Source organism: Puia sp. P3, assembly GCF_050632245.1.
Classification (GTDB): Bacteria; Bacteroidota; Bacteroidia; order Chitinophagales; family Chitinophagaceae; genus Puia.
In genome coordinates, this window is sequence record NZ_CP192583.1 from 5,684,025 (window position 1) to 5,705,775 (window position 21,751).

General features: G+C 53.1%; 20 protein-coding genes and 1 pseudogene. 8 read left to right on the top strand and 13 right to left on the bottom strand.

Going from position 1 to position 21,751, the window contains the following annotated elements; genetic code table 11:
- Positions 1-463 precede the first annotated feature (463 nt).
- Positions 464-811 (bottom strand): 4Fe-4S dicluster domain-containing protein, encoded by a 348-nt coding sequence (locus tag ACQ86N_RS35840; RefSeq protein ID WP_431211235.1) that lies wholly within the window; start codon positions 809-811, stop codon positions 464-466.
- Between the two features lie 263 nt (positions 812-1,074).
- Here ACQ86N_RS35840 and ACQ86N_RS35845 point away from each other — a divergent pair, with 263 nt between their 5' ends.
- From ACQ86N_RS35845 to ACQ86N_RS35855, 3 genes are all read left to right on the top strand, one after another.
- A complete protein-coding gene (locus ACQ86N_RS35845) occupies positions 1,075-2,304 on the top strand; it encodes a hypothetical protein (RefSeq protein WP_431211236.1) in 1,230 nt (409 codons plus the stop codon).
- 113 nt (positions 2,305-2,417) lie between these two features.
- On the top strand, positions 2,418-2,996 hold the full coding sequence (locus ACQ86N_RS35850) for a trypsin-like peptidase domain-containing protein (RefSeq protein WP_431211237.1): 579 nt from the start codon (positions 2,418-2,420) through the stop codon (positions 2,994-2,996).
- Positions 2,993-3,943 (top strand): PDZ domain-containing protein, encoded by a 951-nt coding sequence (locus ACQ86N_RS35855; protein ID WP_431211238.1) that lies wholly within the window; start codon positions 2,993-2,995, stop codon positions 3,941-3,943. Before ACQ86N_RS35850 ends, ACQ86N_RS35855 begins: the two co-directional genes overlap by 4 nt.
- Before the next feature lie 169 nt (positions 3,944-4,112).
- Here ACQ86N_RS35855 and ACQ86N_RS35860 read toward each other — a convergent pair whose 3' ends face one another.
- Positions 4,113-5,393 carry an alpha-amylase family glycosyl hydrolase gene (locus ACQ86N_RS35860; protein WP_431211239.1) on the bottom strand — a complete coding sequence of 427 codons (1,281 nt, stop codon included), beginning with the start codon at positions 5,391-5,393 and terminating at the stop codon, positions 4,113-4,115.
- A gap of 352 nt (positions 5,394-5,745) precedes the next feature.
- On the opposite strand from ACQ86N_RS35860, the pseudogene ACQ86N_RS35865 reads away from it, so the two are divergent.
- Positions 5,746-6,890, top strand: a pseudogene (locus tag ACQ86N_RS35865) (4-hydroxy-3-methylbut-2-enyl diphosphate reductase).
- On the opposite strand, the gene ACQ86N_RS35870 reads toward ACQ86N_RS35865, so the two are convergent.
- The 6 genes from ACQ86N_RS35870 to ACQ86N_RS35895 all read right to left on the bottom strand — a co-directional run bounded on the left by ACQ86N_RS35870 (position 6,877) and on the right by ACQ86N_RS35895 (position 11,735).
- Positions 6,877-7,125 (bottom strand): hypothetical protein, encoded by a 249-nt coding sequence (locus ACQ86N_RS35870; protein ID WP_431217722.1) that lies wholly within the window; start codon positions 7,123-7,125, stop codon positions 6,877-6,879. The pseudogene ACQ86N_RS35865 and the gene ACQ86N_RS35870 overlap by 14 nt on opposite strands.
- Complete coding sequence (locus ACQ86N_RS35875; RefSeq protein ID WP_431211240.1) at positions 7,065-8,213, bottom strand: acetyl-CoA carboxylase biotin carboxylase subunit; 1,149 nt, start codon at positions 8,211-8,213, stop codon at positions 7,065-7,067. Before ACQ86N_RS35875 ends, ACQ86N_RS35870 begins: the two co-directional genes overlap by 61 nt.
- 52 nt (positions 8,214-8,265) lie before the next feature.
- Positions 8,266-8,763 carry an acetyl-CoA carboxylase biotin carboxyl carrier protein gene (gene accB, locus ACQ86N_RS35880; protein WP_431211241.1) on the bottom strand — a complete coding sequence of 166 codons (498 nt, stop codon included), beginning with the start codon at positions 8,761-8,763 and terminating at the stop codon, positions 8,266-8,268.
- Positions 8,764-8,956: 193 nt separating this feature from the next.
- Positions 8,957-9,520: an elongation factor P gene (gene efp / locus ACQ86N_RS35885; RefSeq protein WP_431211242.1), complete on the bottom strand. Its 564-nt coding sequence runs from the start codon at positions 9,518-9,520 to the stop codon at positions 8,957-8,959.
- A 292-nt stretch (positions 9,521-9,812) separates the two neighbouring features.
- Positions 9,813-11,318 carry a M56 family metallopeptidase gene (locus tag ACQ86N_RS35890; RefSeq protein WP_431211243.1) on the bottom strand — a complete coding sequence of 502 codons (1,506 nt, stop codon included), beginning with the start codon at positions 11,316-11,318 and terminating at the stop codon, positions 9,813-9,815.
- 60 nt (positions 11,319-11,378) lie between these two features.
- On the bottom strand, positions 11,379-11,735 hold the full coding sequence (locus ACQ86N_RS35895) for a BlaI/MecI/CopY family transcriptional regulator (protein ID WP_431211244.1): 357 nt from the start codon (positions 11,733-11,735) through the stop codon (positions 11,379-11,381).
- A gap of 108 nt (positions 11,736-11,843) precedes the next feature.
- On the opposite strand from ACQ86N_RS35895, the gene ACQ86N_RS35900 reads away from it, so the two are divergent.
- From ACQ86N_RS35900 to mdh, 3 genes are all read left to right on the top strand, one after another.
- The gene (locus ACQ86N_RS35900; RefSeq protein ID WP_431211245.1) at positions 11,844-11,993 is read left to right on the top strand and encodes a hypothetical protein; all 150 of its coding nucleotides are present in this window, start codon (positions 11,844-11,846) and stop codon (positions 11,991-11,993) included.
- Positions 11,990-12,382 (top strand): TlpA family protein disulfide reductase, encoded by a 393-nt coding sequence (locus ACQ86N_RS35905; protein ID WP_431217723.1) that lies wholly within the window; start codon positions 11,990-11,992, stop codon positions 12,380-12,382. Before ACQ86N_RS35900 ends, ACQ86N_RS35905 begins: the two co-directional genes overlap by 4 nt.
- An 80-nt stretch (positions 12,383-12,462) precedes the next feature.
- Positions 12,463-13,392, top strand: coding sequence for a malate dehydrogenase (gene mdh / locus ACQ86N_RS35910; protein WP_431211246.1), 930 nt, complete (start codon positions 12,463-12,465; stop codon positions 13,390-13,392).
- Between the two features lie 71 nt (positions 13,393-13,463).
- Here mdh and ACQ86N_RS35915 read toward each other — a convergent pair whose 3' ends face one another.
- Positions 13,464-14,531, bottom strand: coding sequence for a DUF3667 domain-containing protein (locus ACQ86N_RS35915; protein ID WP_431211247.1), 1,068 nt, complete (start codon positions 14,529-14,531; stop codon positions 13,464-13,466).
- Positions 14,532-14,879: 348 nt separating this feature from the next.
- Between ACQ86N_RS35915 and ACQ86N_RS35920 the strand changes: the two genes are divergently transcribed.
- A complete protein-coding gene (locus ACQ86N_RS35920; protein ID WP_431211248.1) occupies positions 14,880-17,255 on the top strand; it encodes an ABC transporter permease in 2,376 nt (791 codons plus the stop codon).
- Between the two features lie 249 nt (positions 17,256-17,504).
- On the opposite strand, the gene ACQ86N_RS35925 is transcribed toward ACQ86N_RS35920, so the two are convergent.
- Genes ACQ86N_RS35925 through ACQ86N_RS35940 form a run of 4 tightly spaced genes read right to left on the bottom strand, consistent with a single transcriptional unit; the run spans position 17,505 to position 21,682 of the window.
- Positions 17,505-18,386: a glycosyltransferase family 9 protein gene (locus tag ACQ86N_RS35925; RefSeq protein WP_431211249.1), complete on the bottom strand. Its 882-nt coding sequence runs from the start codon at positions 18,384-18,386 to the stop codon at positions 17,505-17,507.
- Positions 18,387-18,389: 3 nt separating this feature from the next.
- Complete coding sequence (locus ACQ86N_RS35930; RefSeq protein WP_431211250.1) at positions 18,390-19,637, bottom strand: MFS transporter; 1,248 nt, start codon at positions 19,635-19,637, stop codon at positions 18,390-18,392.
- Positions 19,561-20,430 carry a DedA family protein gene (locus ACQ86N_RS35935; protein WP_431211251.1) on the bottom strand — a complete coding sequence of 290 codons (870 nt, stop codon included), beginning with the start codon at positions 20,428-20,430 and terminating at the stop codon, positions 19,561-19,563. Before ACQ86N_RS35935 ends, ACQ86N_RS35930 begins: the two co-directional genes overlap by 77 nt.
- Before the next feature lie 10 nt (positions 20,431-20,440).
- Positions 20,441-21,682, bottom strand: a complete 1,242-nt coding sequence (locus tag ACQ86N_RS35940; RefSeq protein WP_431217724.1) for a dicarboxylate/amino acid:cation symporter — start codon at positions 21,680-21,682, stop codon at positions 20,441-20,443.
- Positions 21,683-21,751 lie beyond the last annotated feature (69 nt).

The window sequence follows — 21,751 nt, forward strand, 5'->3', positions numbered from 1 at the left end:
GCAGGGCCGCTCCCACAATCCCATCCCCGGGTCGCCTCATTACCCCAGGCCAACCCCACAATCCCATCCCCCCGTATCCACTTCCCCGTGTCCACTCCCTCAATCATTCCCCAGGGCGCCATCCCAGCGCTTCCCCAAATGCTCTCCATCAAATAAACTTCGTCAGGGGAGTACCGATGGGACTCTCCCCTCGGTCGCAACGCATATGATATTTTTGGCCCGACGCGACACTTTTAACTACAAGGAGCGTCGGGCCAAAAATAAGAAAGGTGAAGGAAACATCCCCTTCACCCCTTTTATGACGGGAAATATCACCCGCCTATTTTCATGTAGCATCCGCTACATTGGTAAACTAAAATACACTGACCTGAAGGTACCAATTTTTGGAAACTTTCCCAAAAAACAACTACTAATTTATCCACAACCGGCCTGCATTTCCGGGGCCGGCCCCCTCCCCCAACTTCTACAGGTGCAGCTTCTCCTTCTTGGCCAGCAGCTCTTCCACCGTCTCCTTGTACATCTCATCCGGCACACAACAGTCCACCGGGCAAACCGCAGCACACTGCGGCTCCTCGTGAAATCCCTGACACTCTGTACATTTATTGGGTACGATATAATAAGTATCGACACTGATCGGAGCATTCCGCTGGCTGGCGTCGATAACCGTCCCATCGAGCAGGGTGAACGGTCCCTTGACACTGGTGCCGTCCGTTACAGCCCATTCTACCCCGCCCTCATAGATCGCATTATTGGGGCATTCCGGCTCACAGGCACCACAGTTGATACATTCCTCTGTTATTTTAATTGCCATATTTTTTCAAAAATTTAGATATGATGAATACGTGCCGAAGATACGCTTTTCCAAAAATTAGCGTATCTGCGGCAAAACGCTAATAATTGTCCTCCGTCTGAACTTCGCTGGAGAGCTTCGAAAAGCGTCGTCCCTTACTTTTCTCGCTCGTTCCCTTCGGTTCCCTTGGGAACGTCCCTCGGTCCATCCCGTTCCTGAAAAGATCCGGGTCTTTCAGAGCCTTATGGTACCTTTGCAGCGTGCACAAATATAGCGTGGATTTTATGAAACTCGAACAACGGATAGATTTATTGGCCGAACTCGGAAACTACATGCTTTCCACGGCACCGGCCTGGGAAGCAGTTCAATACAAGGCCTCGAAAGAGAATGGCTGGTTCATCCCGGAGTTCATCCATCTCGCCATACAGCAGATCGCTAAAGAATATCTGCAAAAGGACAAGCTAGCGGCATGGGCGAAAAAATATGACCTGCCAGCCGAACAAAAGGCCCCCAAAAATATCGGACTCATCATGGCCGGCAATATCCCACTCGTCGGCTTCCACGACATGCTGTCGATTTTTATCTCAGGACACTACCAGCAGATAAAGGTATCCACCCGCGACGAGTCCCTGATCCGCCACCTCGTGGAATGGATGGCGGGTATACAGCCGGAAGTAAATACCCATATCAAATTCGCGGAGCGGCTCAACGGCTGCGACGCCTATATCGCCACGGGCAGCAACAACTCCGCCCGCTATTTCGACTACTATTTCGGAAAATACCCCAATATCATTCGACGCAACCGCACTTCAGTGGCCATACTCACCGGCGACGAAAGCGGGGCCGCGCTCGAAGCCCTCGCCGACGACGTCAACCAGTACTTTGGCCTTGGCTGCCGCAACGTGACCCAGATCTACGTCCCGGAGAACTACGACTTCCGCCCCCTGCTCGAAGCCTTCAAAAAATACGATCACCTCTCCGACCTTAACAAATACAAGCACAACTACGACTACCAGCTGACCCTGCTCATCCTCAATAAAAAATTCTATATGACCGACGGGACCATCCTCCTCACAGAGAACGAGTCCCCCTTCAGCGCCATCAGCGTACTTCATTATCAATACTACAAACCAGGCCATCCCCCTCCATCTCCACCGGCGCGGATTCCGATATCCAGTGCGTCGTCGGCTCAGCCACCGCCGCCACCACCGCCGGCTCCGCCACCACCGACAGATCCGCCGCCCCGGGCAGTTCCGCCCCCATCCCCTTCGGAAAAGCCCAGCGCCCCACCCTCGAAGACTACGCCGACGGCGTCGACACCCTGCAATTTTTACGGGACCTATGACCAGCTGACAGACCCGCCTGCAATAATTTCCGAATCGGGCAGCTGGCCGGAAGCCTCCCACCCCTCCCCTAAAATATTGTATTTCAAGTCCCTCTTTTTTCTTCGTACCTTTAGTAGTATGGCCGCTGGGCGATCTACGAAGGTCTTAGTAAATTATTTGTTAAACTAAGTATGCGGTAAGACCTTAAACCAAACCTTGGCGTTAATTTGATGTCTCAGGCATACAAATTGAACAACTACCCCGGCCAAAAAAGCCACTAAAACGAAAAAATTTTATTACAAATGAGAGCAAAACAAGTAGTAGCTGTTATTCTGCTCAGTGCATCGACCGCCTTTGCTACCATGTGGGGCTACAATCATTTCAACGGTGCAAAGACTTATGTATATTCTCAGCAGGATTCCGGCAAAGTTCCTTCTAACTACGCCAAATTCTTCGAAGGTAAGGAAGGGCGTGCAGCCAACGGGCCGGCCGACTTCAGCGACGCAGCAAGCGCCGCCATCCCCGCTACCGTCCATATCAAAACGAAGACAGTACGCACCGTCAGCAATAATCTCCCCAAGCACAACCCCTTCTCTGACCTCTTTGGCATCGACCCCGACGACTTCTTCGGCGGAGGCGGCAACGGGATGAGATCCATGCCGGAAATGGCCTCCGGTTCCGGGGTCATCATCAGCAACGACGGATATATCGTCACCAACAACCACGTCGTCGACGGAGCCGACGAAGTCACCGTTACCCTGAGTAACCGGAAATCCTTCAAGGCAAAGGTCGTCGGCGCCGACCCCAGCAGCGACCGGCCGTCATCAAGATCGACGCAGCCAACCTGCCCTTCCTGCTCTACGGCAACTCCGACGACGTGAAGATCGGCCAGTGGGTCCTCGCAGTAGGCTATCCGCTTACCCTCGAAACCACCGTTACGGCCGGTATCGTCAGCGCAAAGGGAAGAACCCTCGACATCAACAGACGCCAGAGCCAGACCCCGATAGAATCCTTTATCCAGACCGACGCCGCGGTTAACCCCGGCAACAGCGGCGGCCCCCTCATCAATACCGACGGACAGCTGGTCGGCATCAACTCTGCCATCGCTTCCCCAACGGGCTCCTATGCCGGGTATTCGTTCACCATCCCCGTCAACATCGTCAAGAAAGTCGTCAACGACATCATGAAATTCGGTACGCCGCAGCGCGCCTTCCTGGGTATTTCTTATCCCCGGGACGACATGAGCGAAGACCAGAAGAAAGAAGCCGGTATCAAGGACGGTGAAGGCGTATACGTGATGGACGCTACCGCCGACGGCGCAGCAGCCCACGCGGGTATAAAGAAGGGAGACGTTATTACAAAGCTCAACGGCATCAACGTAGTCACCGGCGCCGAGATGGTGGGCCAGATCGCTACCTACAGCCCCGGCGACAAGATAACGGTTACCTATAAAAGAGATGGCAAAGAGTCTACCGTTCCGCTCACACTCCGCAACAACTCGGGTACGACGGCAGTTGTCAAGTCCTCAGCCCTCGACAAACTGGGCGCCAAGCTCGAAACCCTCAGCAAAAAAGAAGCAACCAGCCTTGACGTAAAAGGCGGTGTCGCGGTAAGAGACGTTACTGAGAACGGGCTCATGGACAAATCCCGCGTACAGGAAGGCTTTATCATCCTGAAGGCCAATGGCCAGGAGGTACATAGCGTGGAAGAGTTCCAGAAAGCTGGTGGAGAAAGCAACCGGCACGATCAAGCTGGAAGGCGTCTTCCCTGGATACGAAGGAGTCTATACCTATCCGTTGCGCATCTCCTCGGGCAATTGATCCCATAGTCAAAAATAATTCCGAGGGCTGGCCGAAAGGTCAGCCCTTTCTATTTCCACCGGCCCCTCACCAAGCGGTTAAACCCACTCCGTCCATCCCTCACCACGCGGCTAACCCCACTCCGTCCATCCCTCACCACGCGGTCAACTCCACCCGGCCGCCCCTTCATCCGCGCGGTTATCCCTTCTTCTTCTCCAGCACAGCATATCCCCACGGCGAAACAGATATATCCTTCGCTTTCGAAAAATCAAACCTCGTTCCCGTAAACAGTTCATCATAAGCATCCACCAGCAGCAGCTCCGTATTCGATACCGTCAACCACCCATCGGAAAAATTCAGAAGGACCACCACCTCATCTTCCCCACTCCTTCGCGCAAACGCAAAACAGTTCTCCTCTTTCACGAACAACCTGTGCAATGTCGCCTCCTCACCTCCCGCCCGCAGAGCCGGATTCCTCTTCCTCAATCCCAATAACAGCTGGAAAAACCGGTGCTTCTCGTATCGTCCCGTCCAATCGATGACGTCCTTGTCAAAGAACTTCAGCCGCTTGGTATTCGGCAGCTCCCGGCCGCTATAGATCAGCGGCAAACCGCTCCACGTGCAGCAAAGCACTTCAAAGGCATCCGCCGCGGCCCCCAGCCGCTCATACTCACTGCCGCTATGCGAATTTTCATCGTGATTGGTAGTAAAAAAGACCCGCAGCGCGCCTGCAGGGAATTTTGTATCGTAGTAATTAAGGACCTCGTCCAGACCATCCACCGGCGTTACCTTTTTCCACACGTCCTCCATCCTGTGCAGAAGCTTCCAGGTATACGTCGCATCAAAAACTTCGTGATAGGCGATCTCCTCGCATTCCGCCAGCCAGAAAAGAGGCTTTATCGGATCCAGCGCCTGCCTCGCCTCTCGCCAGAAAGGCAGCGGGACCAGCATCGCCATATCGCACCGGAATCCGTCCACGTCACACTTCTCCATCCAAAACCGCATAACGTCGATCATTGCCTTCCTTAGCCCGGGGTTATCATAGTTGAGATCGATCACATCCTCCCACCCATTGGGATCATAAAATTTTCCTTCTGCGTTCAGCCGGTAATATTCGGGATGCTCCCGGGTCCAGCGATGATCCCAGGCCGTGTGGTTGGCCACTATATCGATGAGCACCCTAAAACCCATCCGATGCGCCTCCTTAACCAAATCGGCAAAATCATCCACCGTCCCAAACTCCGGGTTTACCGATACATAGTCGGAACAGGCGTAATAACTCCCCAGACTACCGATCCTCCTCTCCTTCCCGATCGGCGTGATCGGCATAAACCAAAGCACCTCGATTCCCATATCCCTCAGCCGGGGCAACTCGCGGCGAAATGCCGCGATCGTCCCCTCAGGAGTATACTGCCTCAGATTCACTTCATAAACATTGGACGAATAGATCCAATCCACCGGACGAAAAACTTCATTCATATTCAAATACTTTTATCCATATCCCAATCTTCTCTTTCCCTATTCCCACCTCTCTCCTTTCCGCCTCTCCCTTCCATCTCTCTCCCTCCCCTGTTCACCCCCCGGGTGGGCCACCGTCCCCCTCCCCGGTTCACATCCTCTTCACCGTCCCCCTCCCCGTTCATATTCCCTTCTCCCGATTCCGGTTCACGTCCCCCCAACTCCCCCAGTGCCCCCCAATTTAACATATATTCCTCTACCCCAACGGCCAGTTTCGTACCTTTGCCCCCTGATGAAAAACTTCGACATCCCCATCATCTATCGAAGCCCGCTGATCTCCGCCATAAAGAACCGGCGAAAACAGCAGGACAAAATGAAGAAGGACTTTACCCCCACCCTCCTCGACCTCGGCAACCTCCGGATCTACCTCGCCCGCCACTTCGGCTTCTGCTACGGCGTGGAAAACGCTATCGAAATATCCTTCCGCACCATCGACGAAAACCCCGGCAAACGCATCTTCCTGCTCAGCGAGATGATCCATAACCCCAGGTCAACGCCGACCTCCAGTCCCGCGGGATCCGGTTCCTCCAGGACACCCACGGCAAACAGCTGATCCCCTTCGAAAACCTCACAAAAGACGATATCGTCATCATCCCGGCTTTTGGCACAACGCTGGAGATCGAGAAAAGATTGCAGGACATCGGAATCGCGACAGAAAAATACAACACCACCTGCCCCTTCGTCGAGAAGGTATGGAACCGTAGCGCACAAATAGCCCAAAAAGACTATACCATCGTCGTTCACGGCAAACCAGGACACGAAGAGACCCGCGCCACCTTCTCCCACGCCGCCGCATCCACGCCCACCGTGGTGGTAAAGGACATGAAAGAAGCCCAGCTCCTCGCCGGATACATCAACGGAAAAGCAAGCCCCGACTCCTTCTATACGACATTTAAGGGCCAGTACAGCGAGGGCTTCGACGTAAAGAAAGACCTCACCCGCATCGGCGTCGTCAACCAGACCACCATGCTCGCCAGCGATACCCAGGCCATCGCCGACTTCCTCAAACAGACCATGACCGAAACCCACAACCTCACCCCCGCGACAGTTGAGAACCATTTCGCCGACACCCGCGACACCCTCTGCTACGCCACACTGGACAACCAGTCCGCCGTCCTCGGCCTCCTCGACACACCCGCCGACATGGCCATCGTCGTAGGCGGCTATAATTCATCCAATACCTCACACCTCGTGGAACTCTGCGAGGAAAAGATGCCCACCTACTTTATCAGTTCTGAAGAAAAAATACTCTCCCCTCAGGAGATCCTTCACTACAACTTCCATAAAAAACAAGAGGAAAAAACCCAGGACTGGCTGTCAACGAAAAAGGCCCCTCTGCGTATTTTGATCAGCAGTGGAGCCTCCTGTCCCGACGCTCTCGTCGAGGCCGTTATCCGCAAACTGGCGGGCTACCACAACGCAGCCCAGACAGTCGAAACGCTCGTTAAATCATTTTAAAACCCTCCAGGAACTTCGTATTGAAATCCCCCGCACGGAACCTCTCATCCTTCATCAACTGCAGGTGGAAAGGTATCGTCGTCTTTATCCCCTCGATCACATACTCGCTCAACGCCCGGTGCATCGTATTGATAGCCTCCTCACGGGTACGTGCAACCGCAATGATCTTGGCGATCATCGAGTCGTAATACGGAGGTATCGTATACCCCGCATACGCATGCGAGTCGACCCGGATCCCGTGTCCCCCGGCTGATGCAGCACCGTGATACGGCCCGGAGACGGCCTGAAATCGTTATACGGATCTTCCGCATTGATACGGCACTCGATCGCATGCCCCTGCGGCTCATAGTTCATTCCGCTGATACTGTCACCCGCGGCTATCTTGATCTGCTCCTTGATAAGGTCGAAATTCACTACCTCCTCCGTTACGCAGTGCTCCACCTGGATACGCGTGTTCATCTCCATGAAGTAGAAATTACGATGCTTGTCCACCAGGAACTCTATCGTACCCACGCTCTCATAGTTGATGGCCGATGCAGCCTTGATAGCAGCCTCGCCCATACGACGACGCAGGTCCTCAGTCATGAACGGCGACGGCGACTCCTCCACCAGCTTCTGATGCCTCCGCTGAATAGAGCAATCCCGCTCGCTAAGATGACAAACCCTGCCATACTGGTCGCCAGCCACCTGAATCTCGATATGACGGGGCTCTTCCACGAACTTCTCCATGTAGATACCGTCATTCTTAAAGGCAGCGCCGGCTTCCGCCTTGGCCGTGTTATACGCCCTTTCCATATCGGCTTCTTCCCAGACCACCCGCATACCCTTACCACCGCCGCCAGCCGTGGCTTTTAGAATAATAGGATAGCCTACTTCTTTTGCCATCCCCTTCGCCTGGTCCAGACTCTCCAGCAATCCCTCTCCACCAGGCACCACCGGTACACCGGCCTTGATCATGGTCTCTTTGGCCGTGATCTTGTCACCCATGGAATTGATCATCGCCGGAGTAGGCCCGATGAATTTGATCTCGTGCTCGCCACAGATCTCGGCAAACCGGGCATTCTCCGCAAGAAAACCATACCCTGGATGAATAGCATCCGCATTGGTGATCTCCGCGGCAGCCATGATATGGGGGATATTCAGATAGGAGTCAAAACTGGCTGGCTTTCCAATACATACAGCCTCATCCGCAAACTTGACGTGAAGGCTATCCTTATCCGCGGTAGAATATACCGCAACGGTCTTGATGCCCATCTCACGACAGGTACGGATAACCCTGAGGGCTATCTCTCCTCGATTGGCAATCAGTATCTTTTTAAACATTCTCTTTTTTTGTGGAATCGCTAATATCTGCGCGTCCGGCGCGAACCGGTTCTTAAGGCTCAACCAGGAACAAAGGCTGGTCATATTCTACAGGAGAGGCATCTTCCACCAGGACCTTTATTATCTTACCGGTGACTTCACTTTCGATCTCATTGAAAAGCTTCATGGCCTCGATGATACAAACCACCTTACCGGGCGTGACCTCGTCTCCGATATTTACAAATGAAGGCTTGTCGGGTGACGGGCTACGATAAAAGGTTCCGATCATCGGGCTCTTTATAGTAACCGTGTTGCCGGCCGGAGCTTCGGCAGCTTTCGCAGGCTTTTCCGCAGCCGTGGAAGGAGCAGCGCTCGCAGCAGCCGCCGCGACAGGGGGAGCAGCCAGCGAAGCGACAGGCTGAGCAGCCTGCAGAGGAGCGGCAATTAATTGTTGAACAGGTTCTTCTTTTTGCTTAATAGTCAATTTGAAACCTTTCTCTTCGATACTCACCTCGCCGATGTTTGACTTGTTGATCATTTTGATCAATTCCTGAATCTGTTTAAAATCCATATTGATGAATTTACAGTTTTATTTGGGCGACGAAAATAGGGATTATAGCCAAATATACCCAAAAACACCGTCGAATTTTCAAAATTCAACCCTTTGAGTATAAGCTTAATGTACCGGACCACCGGCCCACCATTGAACATAAAAGACCGTCAGAGCGCACCCCAACGGTCCGAATACTATTGAAATCGAAGTGTTATTTTACCCTTTCTACGTATTCTCCGGTCTTTGTATTGACCCGGATCAACTCGCCTTCATTGACAAACAGCGGAACATTCACCGTAGCTCCCGTCTCCACAGTAGCAGGTTTCAGCGTACGCGTTGCCGTATCCCCCTTCACACCAGGCTCGGAGTAAGTAACCAGCAGAACTATCTTGTCGGGCAATTCTACATTCATCGGCTGTTCAGTCTCGGTATTGATCAGAACCGATACTTCCTGGCCATCCTTCAGGAACTGAGGGGCATCGATCAGGTGCTCCTGTAGCGCGATCTGCTCGAAAGTCTCGTTGTCCATAAAATTATAACCGGTATCGTCCTTATAAAGATACTGGTAAGCCTTGCGCTCGACACGCACGGGATAGATCGTATCCCCGCTGTTCCAGGTCTTTTCAATACTGCGGCTATTGTCAACACCCTTCAGTTTTGCCCAAACCTTTGCAGCAGCCCGGGCCGTCTTGTTCTCCCCGAATTCTACCACGGTATACAAACTACCATCCAATTTGATGATCATGCCACGACTGATGTCTGCGGTATTTGCCATAAAAGCTGTAAAATTTTTTTAACGCGGTTTAAAATGATTGTCCTCCGACGTAGGCCCCCTGGACCTCATAAAAGAACCCCCTCCCGCCGGCGCCCGCCCCACTAAAAAACATAGCAGTAGCGAAACCCGGGAAGAGGGGGCAAATTTACAGCAAATTCAGTACCTGGCAAATATTGCTCTTACCAACCCATCTAACCCACCAACTCCTCACCCTAATGCCCTGCACTTCACCCTACCACCACCTCACTCACCACCACCTCCCTCACCGGCACCTCACCCTCCGGCACCTACACTATTGGCCTGGAACCTTTTCAGCCGTTATCACCACGTGATCTTCACCCAATTTTGTCCTGATCGTATCCGCCGTTATACTCATCGGCCCTTCCTTCGCGTCAATGGTCATCCGCGGGACATAGGAAGAAATTTTCTTCAGAACGACTATGACCACTCCATTCTTCCCTCTGTCTCCATACACGGCTTTGGCGGCTTCGTTCTTTATAACACTGATCGATTCGATCATATCCGGAGTTACGTCATTGGGTATCCCCGACACTTCCTTCCCATCCACCACATACAAAGGCCGGGCCCCGGGCCTCTCTGTAATGGCACTCAACAGCGGCCTGACACGGTATGTAAGAGTATCCTTCATTGCACCCTGATGCCTGTTGTGAAATTCTTTTGTCGTAATGGCAACGACCCCGTCCTTTCCCCGGTCACCAAACAACGTCAACGCCTGCTCGCCCTTAAGGACATTCACCGCATAAATATCCGCAGGCGCCAAAGCCTTAAATTCCCCGGTTGAAGCCTCCTTTCCATCCATTAGGTATAAAGGCTGAGCCGCCAGTTTCACGGTATCCTTTCCCGGCCTGGACGTATCACCCGTCACCCGCCTCCTGGCCACCACCGCAGGTGTCGCCAAATGACGCACCGCCTTCTCCACAGCCACCGCCTCCCCGACCTGTTCTGTCTTCATAGCCTCCTCCGCCACCACCGGTCGCTCCACCAGCCGGATTCTTGCATAAGTACTGCGAAACGCCAGCAGCAACACCGCCAGCAACGGCAAAACAAAAAGAAATTTCACCAAATGGAGCCGCGCGCTCCTGCTCTTGTTCATCATAACGATACGCTTTTTAAGGGATGAAAAATTATAACTGTTGGCGATCCGGTAGGCCGGCCGCCCCACCACATTTAATAGATGATACTGATAAGCCTTCCTGTCAACCCCGCTGCCCAGCACCTGCCGGTCCGCGATAAATTCCAGGTTCTGCCGGATAGAATGCCGGATCAGCCACACGAACGGATTGAACCAGCAAGCCACAGAAAGCAGCTCCGCAAACAGAATATCTACCGAATGGTTCTGCCGGATATGCACATACTCATGCATCACGATGTCCGCCAGCTCCGATTCCGTATGCAGCCCGGGGTTCAGATAGACCGCACGACCGAACGAGAAAGGTCTGACAGCGCCCTCCACCCGGTAGACTCTGATCCGGCCATCTTCCACCAGCAACCGGCTTCGGCGTCGCAGCCAGACCAGCGACAACCACCTCACCAGCAGCCGGACCAGCAGAACAACAGCCCCCGCTGCCAATACCGCTGCCACTACATCCCATATCCCCCAGCCCGCCTGCCTGACAGGCGCCGCAACCGCTACCACCGGGATCATCCGGATGACCCCGACAAGATCCCCTGCTCCCACCGCAGGCCCCACATCGACCAGCGGGATAAAGAAACACAGGAAAGAATAACACAACAGATACCACCGGTTCAGATTATAAAAGGTCAGCCTGCGAAGCACTCAGCTGATAGAACACCCACAACACCGCCAGGCTCACCGAGAGTTTTAAGACATAGAGCATCATTTCTTTTCAATTAAATCGATGATTTCCTTTAGTTCCTTGGCACTCAGCTTCTTCTCCTCTACAAAAAAATTCACCAGCGCCTTGTACGAATCGTCGAAATAATCCCTGACAAAGCCGTTCATGAACTTCTTCTTGTACTCGTCTTCTTCGATCATTGGTTTGTAGAGGTAAGTCTTCCCGATCATCCGGCTCGACAAATACCCTTTCTTTTCCAGATTCTTGATCGTGGAGGCCAGCGTGGTATAAGGAGTGCCCGGCGGCGGCATATTGTCCAGGAATTGCTTTACAGACCCTTCCCCAGTCTTCCAGACCGCCTGCATGGCTTCCTCCTCCTGATGCGTGAGTTTTTCCATTTCCTACGATATTTTCGTAAATCTACGAAAGATTCGTAAATCTCAAATAAAAAATTCCCTTTCCGTTAAAGATTTAATTTTACACCGGATTTTAAGAAACTACAAACGATGAAAAAAGCATTCCTGGCCCTCGCCATATTAGCCTTCAGCAGTACCGCCCTTTTCGCTCAGCAGCCTGCACCTCAGCAGACAACCCCGGACCAGGCAAACGAGGCGCCCTATCTCCGGTTCCCCACCATCCCCCCTTCCACCTCCTGAAACTCGATAGCTCTACCTATCTCACAAAGGAAGACGTCAAAAGGAACCACCGCACCATCATCATGTTCTTCAGCCCGGACTGCGACCATTGCAAACACCAGACGGAATCGATCCTCCAGGACTTTTCTAAATTCAGGGACGTCGAGATCATCATGGCAACCTACCAGCCCTTCGAAGAGCTGAAAGAATTTAATACCCACTACCGGATCTTCGAACACCCCAATATGAAGCTGGGCCGCGACGAAAAGTTCTTTTTGCCCCCCTTCTATAAGATAAAGAATCTGCCTTATCTCGCCTTATATGATAAAAAAGGTAATCTGATAACTACTTTCGAAGGCACGCAAAAGATCGACACTATCCTGGCCGCTTTTGACAAAAAGGGCAGCTAATCCTCGCTCAATTGCTCACCCTCCCCTACCTTTGTCGCGCAAGACAAGCAATCAATTTTATCACTCAAATATTTTAACAGATGAAAGTTACGGTTGTAGGCGCCGGCGCTGTCGGCGCCACCTGTGCCGATAATATTGCCCGTGCCGCTCTAGCTGAAGAATTGGTATTGCTCGACATCAAGGAGGGATTGGCCGAAGGAAAGGCCCAGGACATGATGCAGACCGCCGCCCTGCTGGGTTTCGATACCCGCATCACCGGCAGCACCAATGACTACTCGAAAACCGCGAACAGCGACGTCGTCGTCATCACCTCCGGCCTGCCCCGTAAACCCGGCATGACCCGCGAAGAACTCATCGGCACCAACGCCGGAATCGTAAAAGGCGTCGCCGAAAACATCCTGAAACACTCTCCCAACGCCATCCTGATCATCATCAGTAATCCGATGGATACGATGACGTACCTGGCGCTGACTGCGACAGGGCTTCCCAAGAACCGTATCATCGGTATGGGCGGAACCCTCGATAGCGCCCGTTTCAAATATCAGCTGAGCCAGCACCTGGGCTGTAGCCCCGCCGACCTCAACGCGGTCGTAGTAGGCGGCCACGGCGACACTACCATGATCCCCCTGATCCGCCTGGCTACCTGGAACAGCGCCCCCGTAACAAAATTCCTCAGCGAAGACAAACAAAAGCAGATCGTCGCTGATACTATGGTTGGCGGCGCAACCCTGACCAAACTCATCGGCACCTCCGCCTGGTACGCACCCGGCGCCGCCGGAGCAGCACTCGTGGAAAGCATCCTCCGCGATGAAAAGAAACTCTTCACCTGCTGCGTCTCCCTCAACGGAGAATACGGCCAGAAAGATATCTGTCTCGGCGTACCCGTCACCATCGGCCGCAACGGCTGGGAAAAGATCCTCGACTTCGGCCTCAACGCCGAAGAGCAGGCCCTCTTCAATAAAAGCGCCGACGCCGTCCGCAGCATGAACGACGTCCTCAAAACGCTCTAAGAACATTCCTTACTGCAATAAAAGAAGCGGGTGCCCGAATAGGAACACCCGCTTTTCATTTCTCCTCCCCTTTACGCCTGCAGTATCGCCACCACCGCCAACACCCACATGGACAACCCGATCGTCACCGCATAAAGCACCGAGACCAAAATTCCCTTCACGAGCGACAACCCCCACGACTGACCATACATCCCCCGCAATGCCGCCACAAGATAGGCAAACACCAACAGGTATCCACCCATCACAAGCCCCACGCTCACCCCCAGCAAACTCACCAGTGTCAGCACCAAAAAAATTAAAAAAGCGAAAGAATGAAAGTGAATTGAAAAAATAGCATGCTGTACGTAGTAATATTTCCTTCGGCTGTAAAACCAACCTGTATACAGCGCGAACAGCGGTAAAAACACAAACATCAGCTTCGGTATCGTATGCTCCAGATCCTTCTCTATCCTTATATGCCCGCGTCCCCCATGCTCCTCCTTTAACTTCATATTCCTCCGGGCAACCCATCCCCAAAATCCCGTATGACGCAGACTATCCGGCAAATGTGGCTCCAGAGAATCATACTCCCGCAGACTATGATACCTTGTCTGGACCAGATCGATCACAATTTTGCCTCCCGCACCGGCAGAAAAGAACATCGATTCCTCCCCCGCCTTCCCCTTCTCCACCGTATCCAGACTAGCCGCCAGTTCCTGATTCACCCGCCGCCTGACACTGTCCACCCCCTCACTGCGTAGACCACTCCCTCCCTTCCCCCGAAGACTCTCCCCTCCAACGTCCTGCGGACTAACCCCTCCCACATCCCGAAGACTGTCCGCCACCCGCTGCCTGAACAAATTCACCGCATGCCCCTCCCCGACAACTGTCCCCTCTTCTTTCCTCCCTGCAAAAAGCACCAGGAAAAAGACCGCCGAGATGAATATATACATCCTTATCGGATTCAGATACTGGACCCGCCTGCCCGCCACATACTCCCGCGTCAAAAACCCCGGCCTCAGCACCAGATCCTTCAGCGTAGTAAATAATTTTGAATCGAAATGCGTGACGTCCTCAATGAAATGCCCGATAAGATGTCCGATACTTTCTTTAGGCTCAGTATTCTCCTGACCACAATGCGAACAATATCTCTCCTCCACAATAGTCCCACAGTTTAAACAGGTCTTGTCATGACGAAGGTGATGGCGGCTCAAGTTTTTTCTAAAAATAACCAAAAAAGGGCAACCCCATAAACCATGGTTCCCCCCGTCCTTTCTCCATAAACCATCTTCCCATAAACCATGGCTACACCCCCGTCCCCTCCTGGATAAACCATCTTCCCATCCGGCCCCCATGAACCATCGCCTAACCCTCTACCCCCCACCGCACCACGCGTGAACCGTACACTCCACCGTATCATATCCGTACACCCTCCCGTTGTCAACACTCATAACCCCAACACCCCTAACCATTTACAACACTGGCCTCAGTTTTGCCACCACACTGCCATGCTCAAGAATTACCTTCGCTCCGCCATCCGCAACATCATCCGCCACAGGAGCTACTCCGCCATCAACATATCCGGCCTCGCCATCGGCATGGCCTCCAGTATCTTCATCCTCTTATGGGTCCGCAACGAACTCAGCTACGATAAATTCAATACCAACGCCGACCACATCTTCCGCATCACAGCCGACGCCTCCGGCTTCAAAGCCGCCGTCAACTGCGCCGGCATGCCATCCGGCCTCCTGGCGGCCATACCGGACATCCGCAACGCCGTCCGCCTCAGCCACAGACACACCATCCTGCTCGACGCAGGGAATAACCGCAAATTCGAAGAAAAGAACACCTTTTACGCCGACTCCACCTTCCTGGATATCTTCTCTTTTTCCCTCATCGCCGGCGACCGTAAAACAGCCCTCCTCCGCCACGACGCCATCCTGCTCACCGCAACGGCGGCAAAAAAATATTTCGGCACCGTCAACGCCATCGGCCACACACTAAAAAAGGACAACGGCTCCTATGTCACCGTCACCGGAGTCCTCGCCAACATCCCCTCCAATTCTCACCTTCAGTTCGACTGCATCCTGCCCATGTCCTCCATCGTGGCCGAAGACGACGACCTGAAGAACAACGTCTATACCAACTTCAATTTCTACAGCTACGTACTCCTGAATCCACAATCCGCCACTACCCCCGCGGCTCTGACAAAACTCGGCCAGCAGGCTGACCAAGTCTATCAGCAGCATGTTCCGCGTAATCAATTCAAAGTCAACTTTCAGTTCCAGCCCTTAACCAGCATCCACCTCGATACCCCGCTGCAGGTCGATTTTCCGGGACACGGCAACCGGCAATACGTCAACGTATTCTTCATCGTCGCCATCGTCATCCTGCTGGTTGCCTGCATCAACTTTATGAACCTTGCCACGGCCCGCTCGGCAAGACGCGCCAAAGAGGTCGGACTACGCAAGGTCGTAGGCGCCCTCCGCGGACAGATCGTCCGGCAATTCCTCGGCGAAGCCCTGCTGATCAGTTTCTTAGCCCTCCTGCTTGCCATCGGACTTGTATGGTCACTGCTTCCGCTCTTCAATGACCTGGCGCAAAAAGACCTCCGGCTAAACCTCACCGACGGCTACCTGCTGCTCGGCCTTCTGGCCATCACCCTGCTCACCGGTTTCCTGGCCGGCAGCTACCCCGCCCTCTTCCTCTCCGGCTTCCGCCCGGCAAAAGTCCTGAAAGGCAATCTCGCCGCTGCCACCGGCGCCCCACTCTTCCGCAACGCCCTCGTCGTCGTCCAGTTCGTGGTCTCCATCGTACTGCTCGCTGGCACCTTCGCCGTATACAACCAACTAAACTTTATCCGCAGCCGCAACATGGGCTTCGACAAAGAGAACCTGCTCTATGTACCCATGACCGGCGAAATATGGGGCAAACAAAAAGCCCTGCGCACAGAGCTCTTGCAAAACCCGCTGACCAGCAACTATGCTATCGTCTCCGAAATTCCCATCAACATCATCAGCGGTCACCTCAACACACAATGGGAAGGCAAAGACCCGCACTCTCAGATCGTTATCCCCTCCCTCGACATCAGCGAAAGCTTCATCAGCCTCTTCCATATGAAGATCATCAGCGGCCGCGACTTCTCCACCTCGTTCAGGGCCGATTCCTCCAACTTCATCATCAACGAAACGGCCGCCCGCATCATGAACCAGACGGCCGCCAGCGTGATCGGCAAACCCTTCACGATGGACGACATCAAGGGCACCATCATCGGCGTGGTAAAAGACTTCAACTTCAAACCCATCCACCAGACCATCGAACCCCTGGTCATGCGCCTCAACAACTGGGGCGGCAATATTGTGGTCCGGGCACAGGCCGGAAAGACAGAAGCTACAATAAAAGCAATGGAAAAAATATACCATACCCTCAACCCCGCATATCCCTTCAACTACAACTTCCTCGACCAGGACCTCGCCAGTCAGTATAAAGGAGAACAACAAATGGGCAATATCTTCAAGCTGTTCGCATTCCTGGCGATCTTCATCTCCGGCCTCGGCCTCTACGGCCTCTCCGCCTTCATGGCCCAGCAACGCACCCGCGAGATAAGCGTTCGAAAAGTCCTGGGCGCATCTACATTCAATATCGTATACCTGCTGACAACCGGCTTCACCCGCCTCATCCTCATCGCAGTAGTCATCTCCGTCCCCCTCTCCCTCTTTGCCATTCAGCAATGGCTGGAGTCCTTCGCCTACCACGTACAAATCGGCTGGCCCGTTTACTTTCTGTCATCCGCAGCCGCACTCTTCCTGGCCTGGCTCACCGTCAGCTTCGAAACCATCAAGGCCGCCTTCACTAACCCCGCCCACAGCCTGCGATCGGAATAACCTAACTCCCCGTGCCTATCCCACACCCACCAACGTGAACCGTTCCAAGACACCGGCTCCTACCACGTGAACCAATCCCACACCCCGCCACGTGGACCGATCCCACAGCCTCGACGTGAACCATCCTCTACAACCTCTTATAAAGAGCCGAAACAACTCCCTCCGGGCTCTGCTCCTCCATACACTTAAAATGCCCCTTCGGACACTTCTTATACCCTATCTTCGAACAGGGCCTGCAACCCAACCCCTTCACCTCCATAACATCATACGGCACACCCCCATTAAAATTCGAAAGATAATTCGGTCCATAATACGGATACATCCCAAAATCCGGTACCGTATTCCCCACACCGAAACCACCGGCCGCCTGAACGCCGCCGCAATATGCATCAGCCCCGTATCATGCGTAACCACCACCCTCGCCTGCCTCACCAGCGCCGCCGACTCATTCAGGCTGAACTTCCCGCAGGAATTATAGATCCTCACCGGATCGATCGCCGCAAGTCGCTCCCCAACCTCCGCATCCTCCGGTCCTCCCAACAGGATCATCGGAAAGCGGACCCGCTCACACACCTCACGCAGCTTATGAAAAGGCAGCCTCTTCGTCGCCAGCGCCGCACCCACCACAAGCCCCACATACCCCGCCTGATGCGAAGTCGGTATATCCCCCGCCGAAAGCTCATCCGCAGCAGGAATAAAATAGTCCAGCCCCGCCCCATCATTCTTCACCCCGAATGGTTCCACCGTATCCAGATACCGGTCCACAATATGCCTGTCCGGCATCCGGTTCCACTTGAAATTAGTGTACCACCATTTCTCGATATTCAACTTGTCAAAAGAAAACGCCTTCTTCCCCAACGCTCGCTTCACCCGGGCCGTACGCAGATTGTGATGCAGATCGATCACATAGTCAAAATCCTCCTCCCGGAGCGCATCAATGAGCCCCGAAAGATCATCGGAAAGACAGTGTATCTTATCTACATAGGGATTTGCTTCCAGTATCGGCCGAAAGGCCTTTTTCGTCAGATAATGAACCTCCGCCGTAGCCACCTGCCTCTTCAGGCACCGCACAACGGGAGTAGTGAGTACGATATCACCGATCGAACTGAATCGTATAATTAAGAATTTCATCCCCTACTGCTCAATATAATTCAAGTCTTTACCATAGGTCTCAGGCGTGATGATCAACGAGATGATTGCAATCACAAACACAATGATACCCGTTATCCAGGCCCCTTTAAAATAAGCCTGCTCCGCCGGCAGTCCGGTCTGAACCGTCCTGAAAAGCCAGGTCACCAGCACCAGCGAACCCCTCGCCATATTGGGTACCGTCGTCGCGACCGTAGCCCTGATATTCGTCCCGAACTGCTCAGCAGCCATCGTCACGAACATCGCCCAGAATCCCGTCCCAAACCCAAGTATCACACAAACCCAATACATCATATTCGCATCCTGCCCCTCCAAATTGAAGAACCAGATTGTACCGATGATGGAAATAAGATGAAAAATATACAGCGAAACCTTACGGCTCTTCACCCACTGACTGATAAACCCGATCAGCACATCCCCCACGGCAATAGCCGCATACGCAACCATGATCGCCTTGCCCGGATCAATAGCCCCTTTCACCTTCATCAGTAAGGCAAACTTATTGGAGAACGAGATCAGTATTCCGATCACAAACCAATTGGGCAGAGCGATCAGAATCGCCGTCAAATATTTCTTCAGCCGCTCCCCCTTCGTGAACAACATAAAGAAGTCTCCCTTACGGACATTACTTTCGGCGATATTCTTATACATCCCCGACTCCAGCAGACCCACACGCAGCAACAAAAGCACAAATCCAAGTCCGCCTCCTATAAAATAACAGGTCCTCCACCCCTCGGCAGAAGCCCCGAATTGCACTTTGATAAAGTAGGCGAACACCGCCCCGCTAAGCCCGATGCCGGCTACCAGCGACGTTCCCAGTCCTCTCTTTTCCTTTGGCATTACCTCGCTGACCAGCGTAATACCAGCCCCCAACTCACCAGCCAGTCCCAATCCGGTAATAAATCTAACCACCGCATACTGTCCCACCGTATGCACAAACCCATTCGCGATACTCCCCAGCGAATACAAAATGATCGACGCGAACAGTACTTTCAGCCTTCCCTTCTTGTCTCCGAGTATACCCCAGACGATACCGCCGATCAGCAGACCGATCATCTGCAGATTCAGGATATCCAGACCCTGCTTGTCCACCGCCTCCTGGGTCAGCCCCAGCGACTTCAGCGAAGGCACACGTATAATGCTGAATAATAAAAGATCATAAACGTCCACGAAATAACCAAGAGCCCCAACGATAACTGCCAGATTGAACAGAGATACTTTCTTTTGATTCATTGCCAGATCGGTCTTTTGATCCATTGTTTGAGCCATAAGGAATTATTGGTTTTTTCGCCTCGCCGGCATACGGGTCCTTCGCCTGCGGATCCTTCGCATACGGATCCTCGACAGGAGCAGGATGATCCCGGCGCCCGAAGAATAGCTTATACAGCACCGGCGCGGTAGTGAGGACCACGATCCCGATCACGATCACCTCCAGGTGCTTCTTCAGGTCGAAATTGAATTTGTCGAGGATGAACTCTTCCAGATAATGCCCCGCGAACAACATCAAAAACACCCAGGCCAGAGACCCGATGATATTGTTGAACACGAATTTCTTCCTGTCCATCGCAACGATACCCGCGATTATAGGAGCAAAGGTCCTGACTATCGGCAAGAACCTCGCAAAGATGATTGCCTGCCCGCCATGCTTGTCATAAAATTCCTTCGCCTGATACAGATGCTTTTTCTTGAACAGCAGACTGTCCTTGCGGTGAAATAGATAGGGACCGCTCTTGTGGCCAAACCAATACCCGACCGCATTCCCGATGATCCCGCAGATAGAGACCATGATCCACAACAGCACAAGGTCGAAAAAAGTACTTCCCGTCCCTCCCTTGATCATACTCTCGATCAACTTCTCGCTATAGATCCCCGCGACAAATAAAAGACTGTCCCCCGGCAAAAAGAACCCAACCATCAGGCCGGTCTCCGCAAAAACGATAAACAGCAACACCCAAAGGCCGCCATTATCAATGTAGAACTGTGGGTTTAAAAGGTCTTTGAAAGAGATCGTTAAGAGTTCAAACATATTAAAAGGATCATTTAATATTAACAGGGCTTCCTTCCAGCTCACCTTCCCACTTGCTCACAACCACCGACGCGATACTGTTCCCCAATACATTGGTAGCGCTCCGTGCCATATCGAATATCTGGTCGATGCCGAGCAAAAGTAACAGCCCCTGCTGCGGTATATTATACAGTGATAACGTTCCTGCCACCACGACAAGCGCCGCCCGCGGTACACCCGCGATCCCTTTGCTCGTCAGCATGAGAACGAGTAACATCGAAACCTCCTGCCCCAGCGTCAGCTGCACCCCGTATGCCTGCGCCACGAACAGCGATGCGAAGCTCATGTACAGCATACTACCGTCCAGATTGAAGGAATACCCCAGTGGCAGCACAAAAGCAACGATCTTCGGCGGACACCCGAAATTCTCCAGCTCGACGATCAGCCGCGGGAACGCCGCTTCCGAACTCGCCGTACTGAAGGCCAGCAGGATCATATCTTTTATATTCATCGCCAGCTCAAATACCCGCCGGCCTATAAATATCGAGGCGATCCCCATCAACAAGATCCCCAGCAAAAGAATAGCCAGATAAAGATCAGGATGAACTTCCCCATAAGTATACAGCAGCTCCGGCCCCTTTACAGCCATCACCGAAGCGATAGCCGCCATCGCAGCCACCGGCGCCAGATACATGACATAGCCAGTCATCCGGAGTATGATCAGCGATAAGGAATCCAGCGCCTTGATAACCACCTTCCCCTGCTCGCCGATCGACGCCGTCGCGATCCCGAAGAACACCGCAAACACCACGATCTGCAGTATCTGATTATTGGCCATCGCGTCGAAAATACTGGTAGGAAATATATGCGTCACAAAAGACTTGAAGGTGATAGAAGACTCCAGCCCGGTCGCGGCAGCCCCGGTCGGCATCGGCAGATTCAACTCGCTGCCCAGCGGAAGATTATGCATGATCAGCAGCCCCAGCGTCAACGACAACAGCGAGGCGCCCATGAACCACAGCAGCGTCTTCCCTCCGATCCGGCCTACCGCCCTGATATCACCCAGCTTGGCGATCCCCACTACCAGAGTCGAAAACACCAGCGGCGCAATGATCATCTTGATCAGACGAAGAAACACGTCAGTGATCATATTGATCATCTCCGAAAATGTGCCGATCTGCACCGAAGTGCAATTATAATGTACCCAAAGCCCCAGCAGTACCCCTGCTATCATGGCAATCATTATCCACCCTGTCAGACTGATCTTTGGCATAATAGGGTGCAAAGAATCGAATTTTCTTCATTTGAACAAACTTTACCCCCAAAATTCACACCCGGCGAC

What these genes read in the sequence shown, in the direction of transcription:
- ACQ86N_RS35900 (WP_431211245.1), top strand. Translation starts at nt 11,844, where the DNA reads ATGAAAAAAGCATTCCTGGCCCTCGCCATATTAGCCTTCAGCAGTACC.
- accB (WP_431211241.1), bottom strand. Translation starts at nt 8,763, where the DNA reads ATGGATTTTAAACAGATTCAGGAATTGATCAAAATGATCAACAAGTCA.
- ACQ86N_RS35850 (WP_431211237.1), top strand. Translation starts at nt 2,418, where the DNA reads ATGAGAGCAAAACAAGTAGTAGCTGTTATTCTGCTCAGTGCATCGACC.
- ACQ86N_RS35840 (WP_431211235.1), bottom strand. Translation starts at nt 811, where the DNA reads ATGGCAATTAAAATAACAGAGGAATGTATCAACTGTGGTGCCTGTGAG.
- efp (WP_431211242.1), bottom strand. Translation starts at nt 9,520, where the DNA reads ATGGCAAATACCGCAGACATCAGTCGTGGCATGATCATCAAATTGGAT.
- ACQ86N_RS35875 (WP_431211240.1), bottom strand. Translation starts at nt 8,213, where the DNA reads ATGTTTAAAAAGATACTGATTGCCAATCGAGGAGAGATAGCCCTCAGG.
- ACQ86N_RS35860 (WP_431211239.1), bottom strand. Translation starts at nt 5,393, where the DNA reads ATGAATGAAGTTTTTCGTCCGGTGGATTGGATCTATTCGTCCAATGTT.
- mdh (WP_431211246.1), top strand. Translation starts at nt 12,463, where the DNA reads ATGAAAGTTACGGTTGTAGGCGCCGGCGCTGTCGGCGCCACCTGTGCC.
- ACQ86N_RS35935 (WP_431211251.1), bottom strand. Translation starts at nt 20,430, where the DNA reads ATGTTTGAACTCTTAACGATCTCTTTCAAAGACCTTTTAAACCCACAG.
- ACQ86N_RS35930 (WP_431211250.1), bottom strand. Translation starts at nt 19,637, where the DNA reads ATGAATCAAAAGAAAGTATCTCTGTTCAATCTGGCAGTTATCGTTGGG.
- ACQ86N_RS35925 (WP_431211249.1), bottom strand. Translation starts at nt 18,386, where the DNA reads ATGAAATTCTTAATTATACGATTCAGTTCGATCGGTGATATCGTACTC.
- ACQ86N_RS35940 (WP_431217724.1), bottom strand. Translation starts at nt 21,682, where the DNA reads ATGCCAAAGATCAGTCTGACAGGGTGGATAATGATTGCCATGATAGCA.
- ACQ86N_RS35920 (WP_431211248.1), top strand. Translation starts at nt 14,880, where the DNA reads ATGCTCAAGAATTACCTTCGCTCCGCCATCCGCAACATCATCCGCCAC.
- ACQ86N_RS35845 (WP_431211236.1), top strand. Translation starts at nt 1,075, where the DNA reads ATGAAACTCGAACAACGGATAGATTTATTGGCCGAACTCGGAAACTAC.
- ACQ86N_RS35895 (WP_431211244.1), bottom strand. Translation starts at nt 11,735, where the DNA reads ATGGAAAAACTCACGCATCAGGAGGAGGAAGCCATGCAGGCGGTCTGG.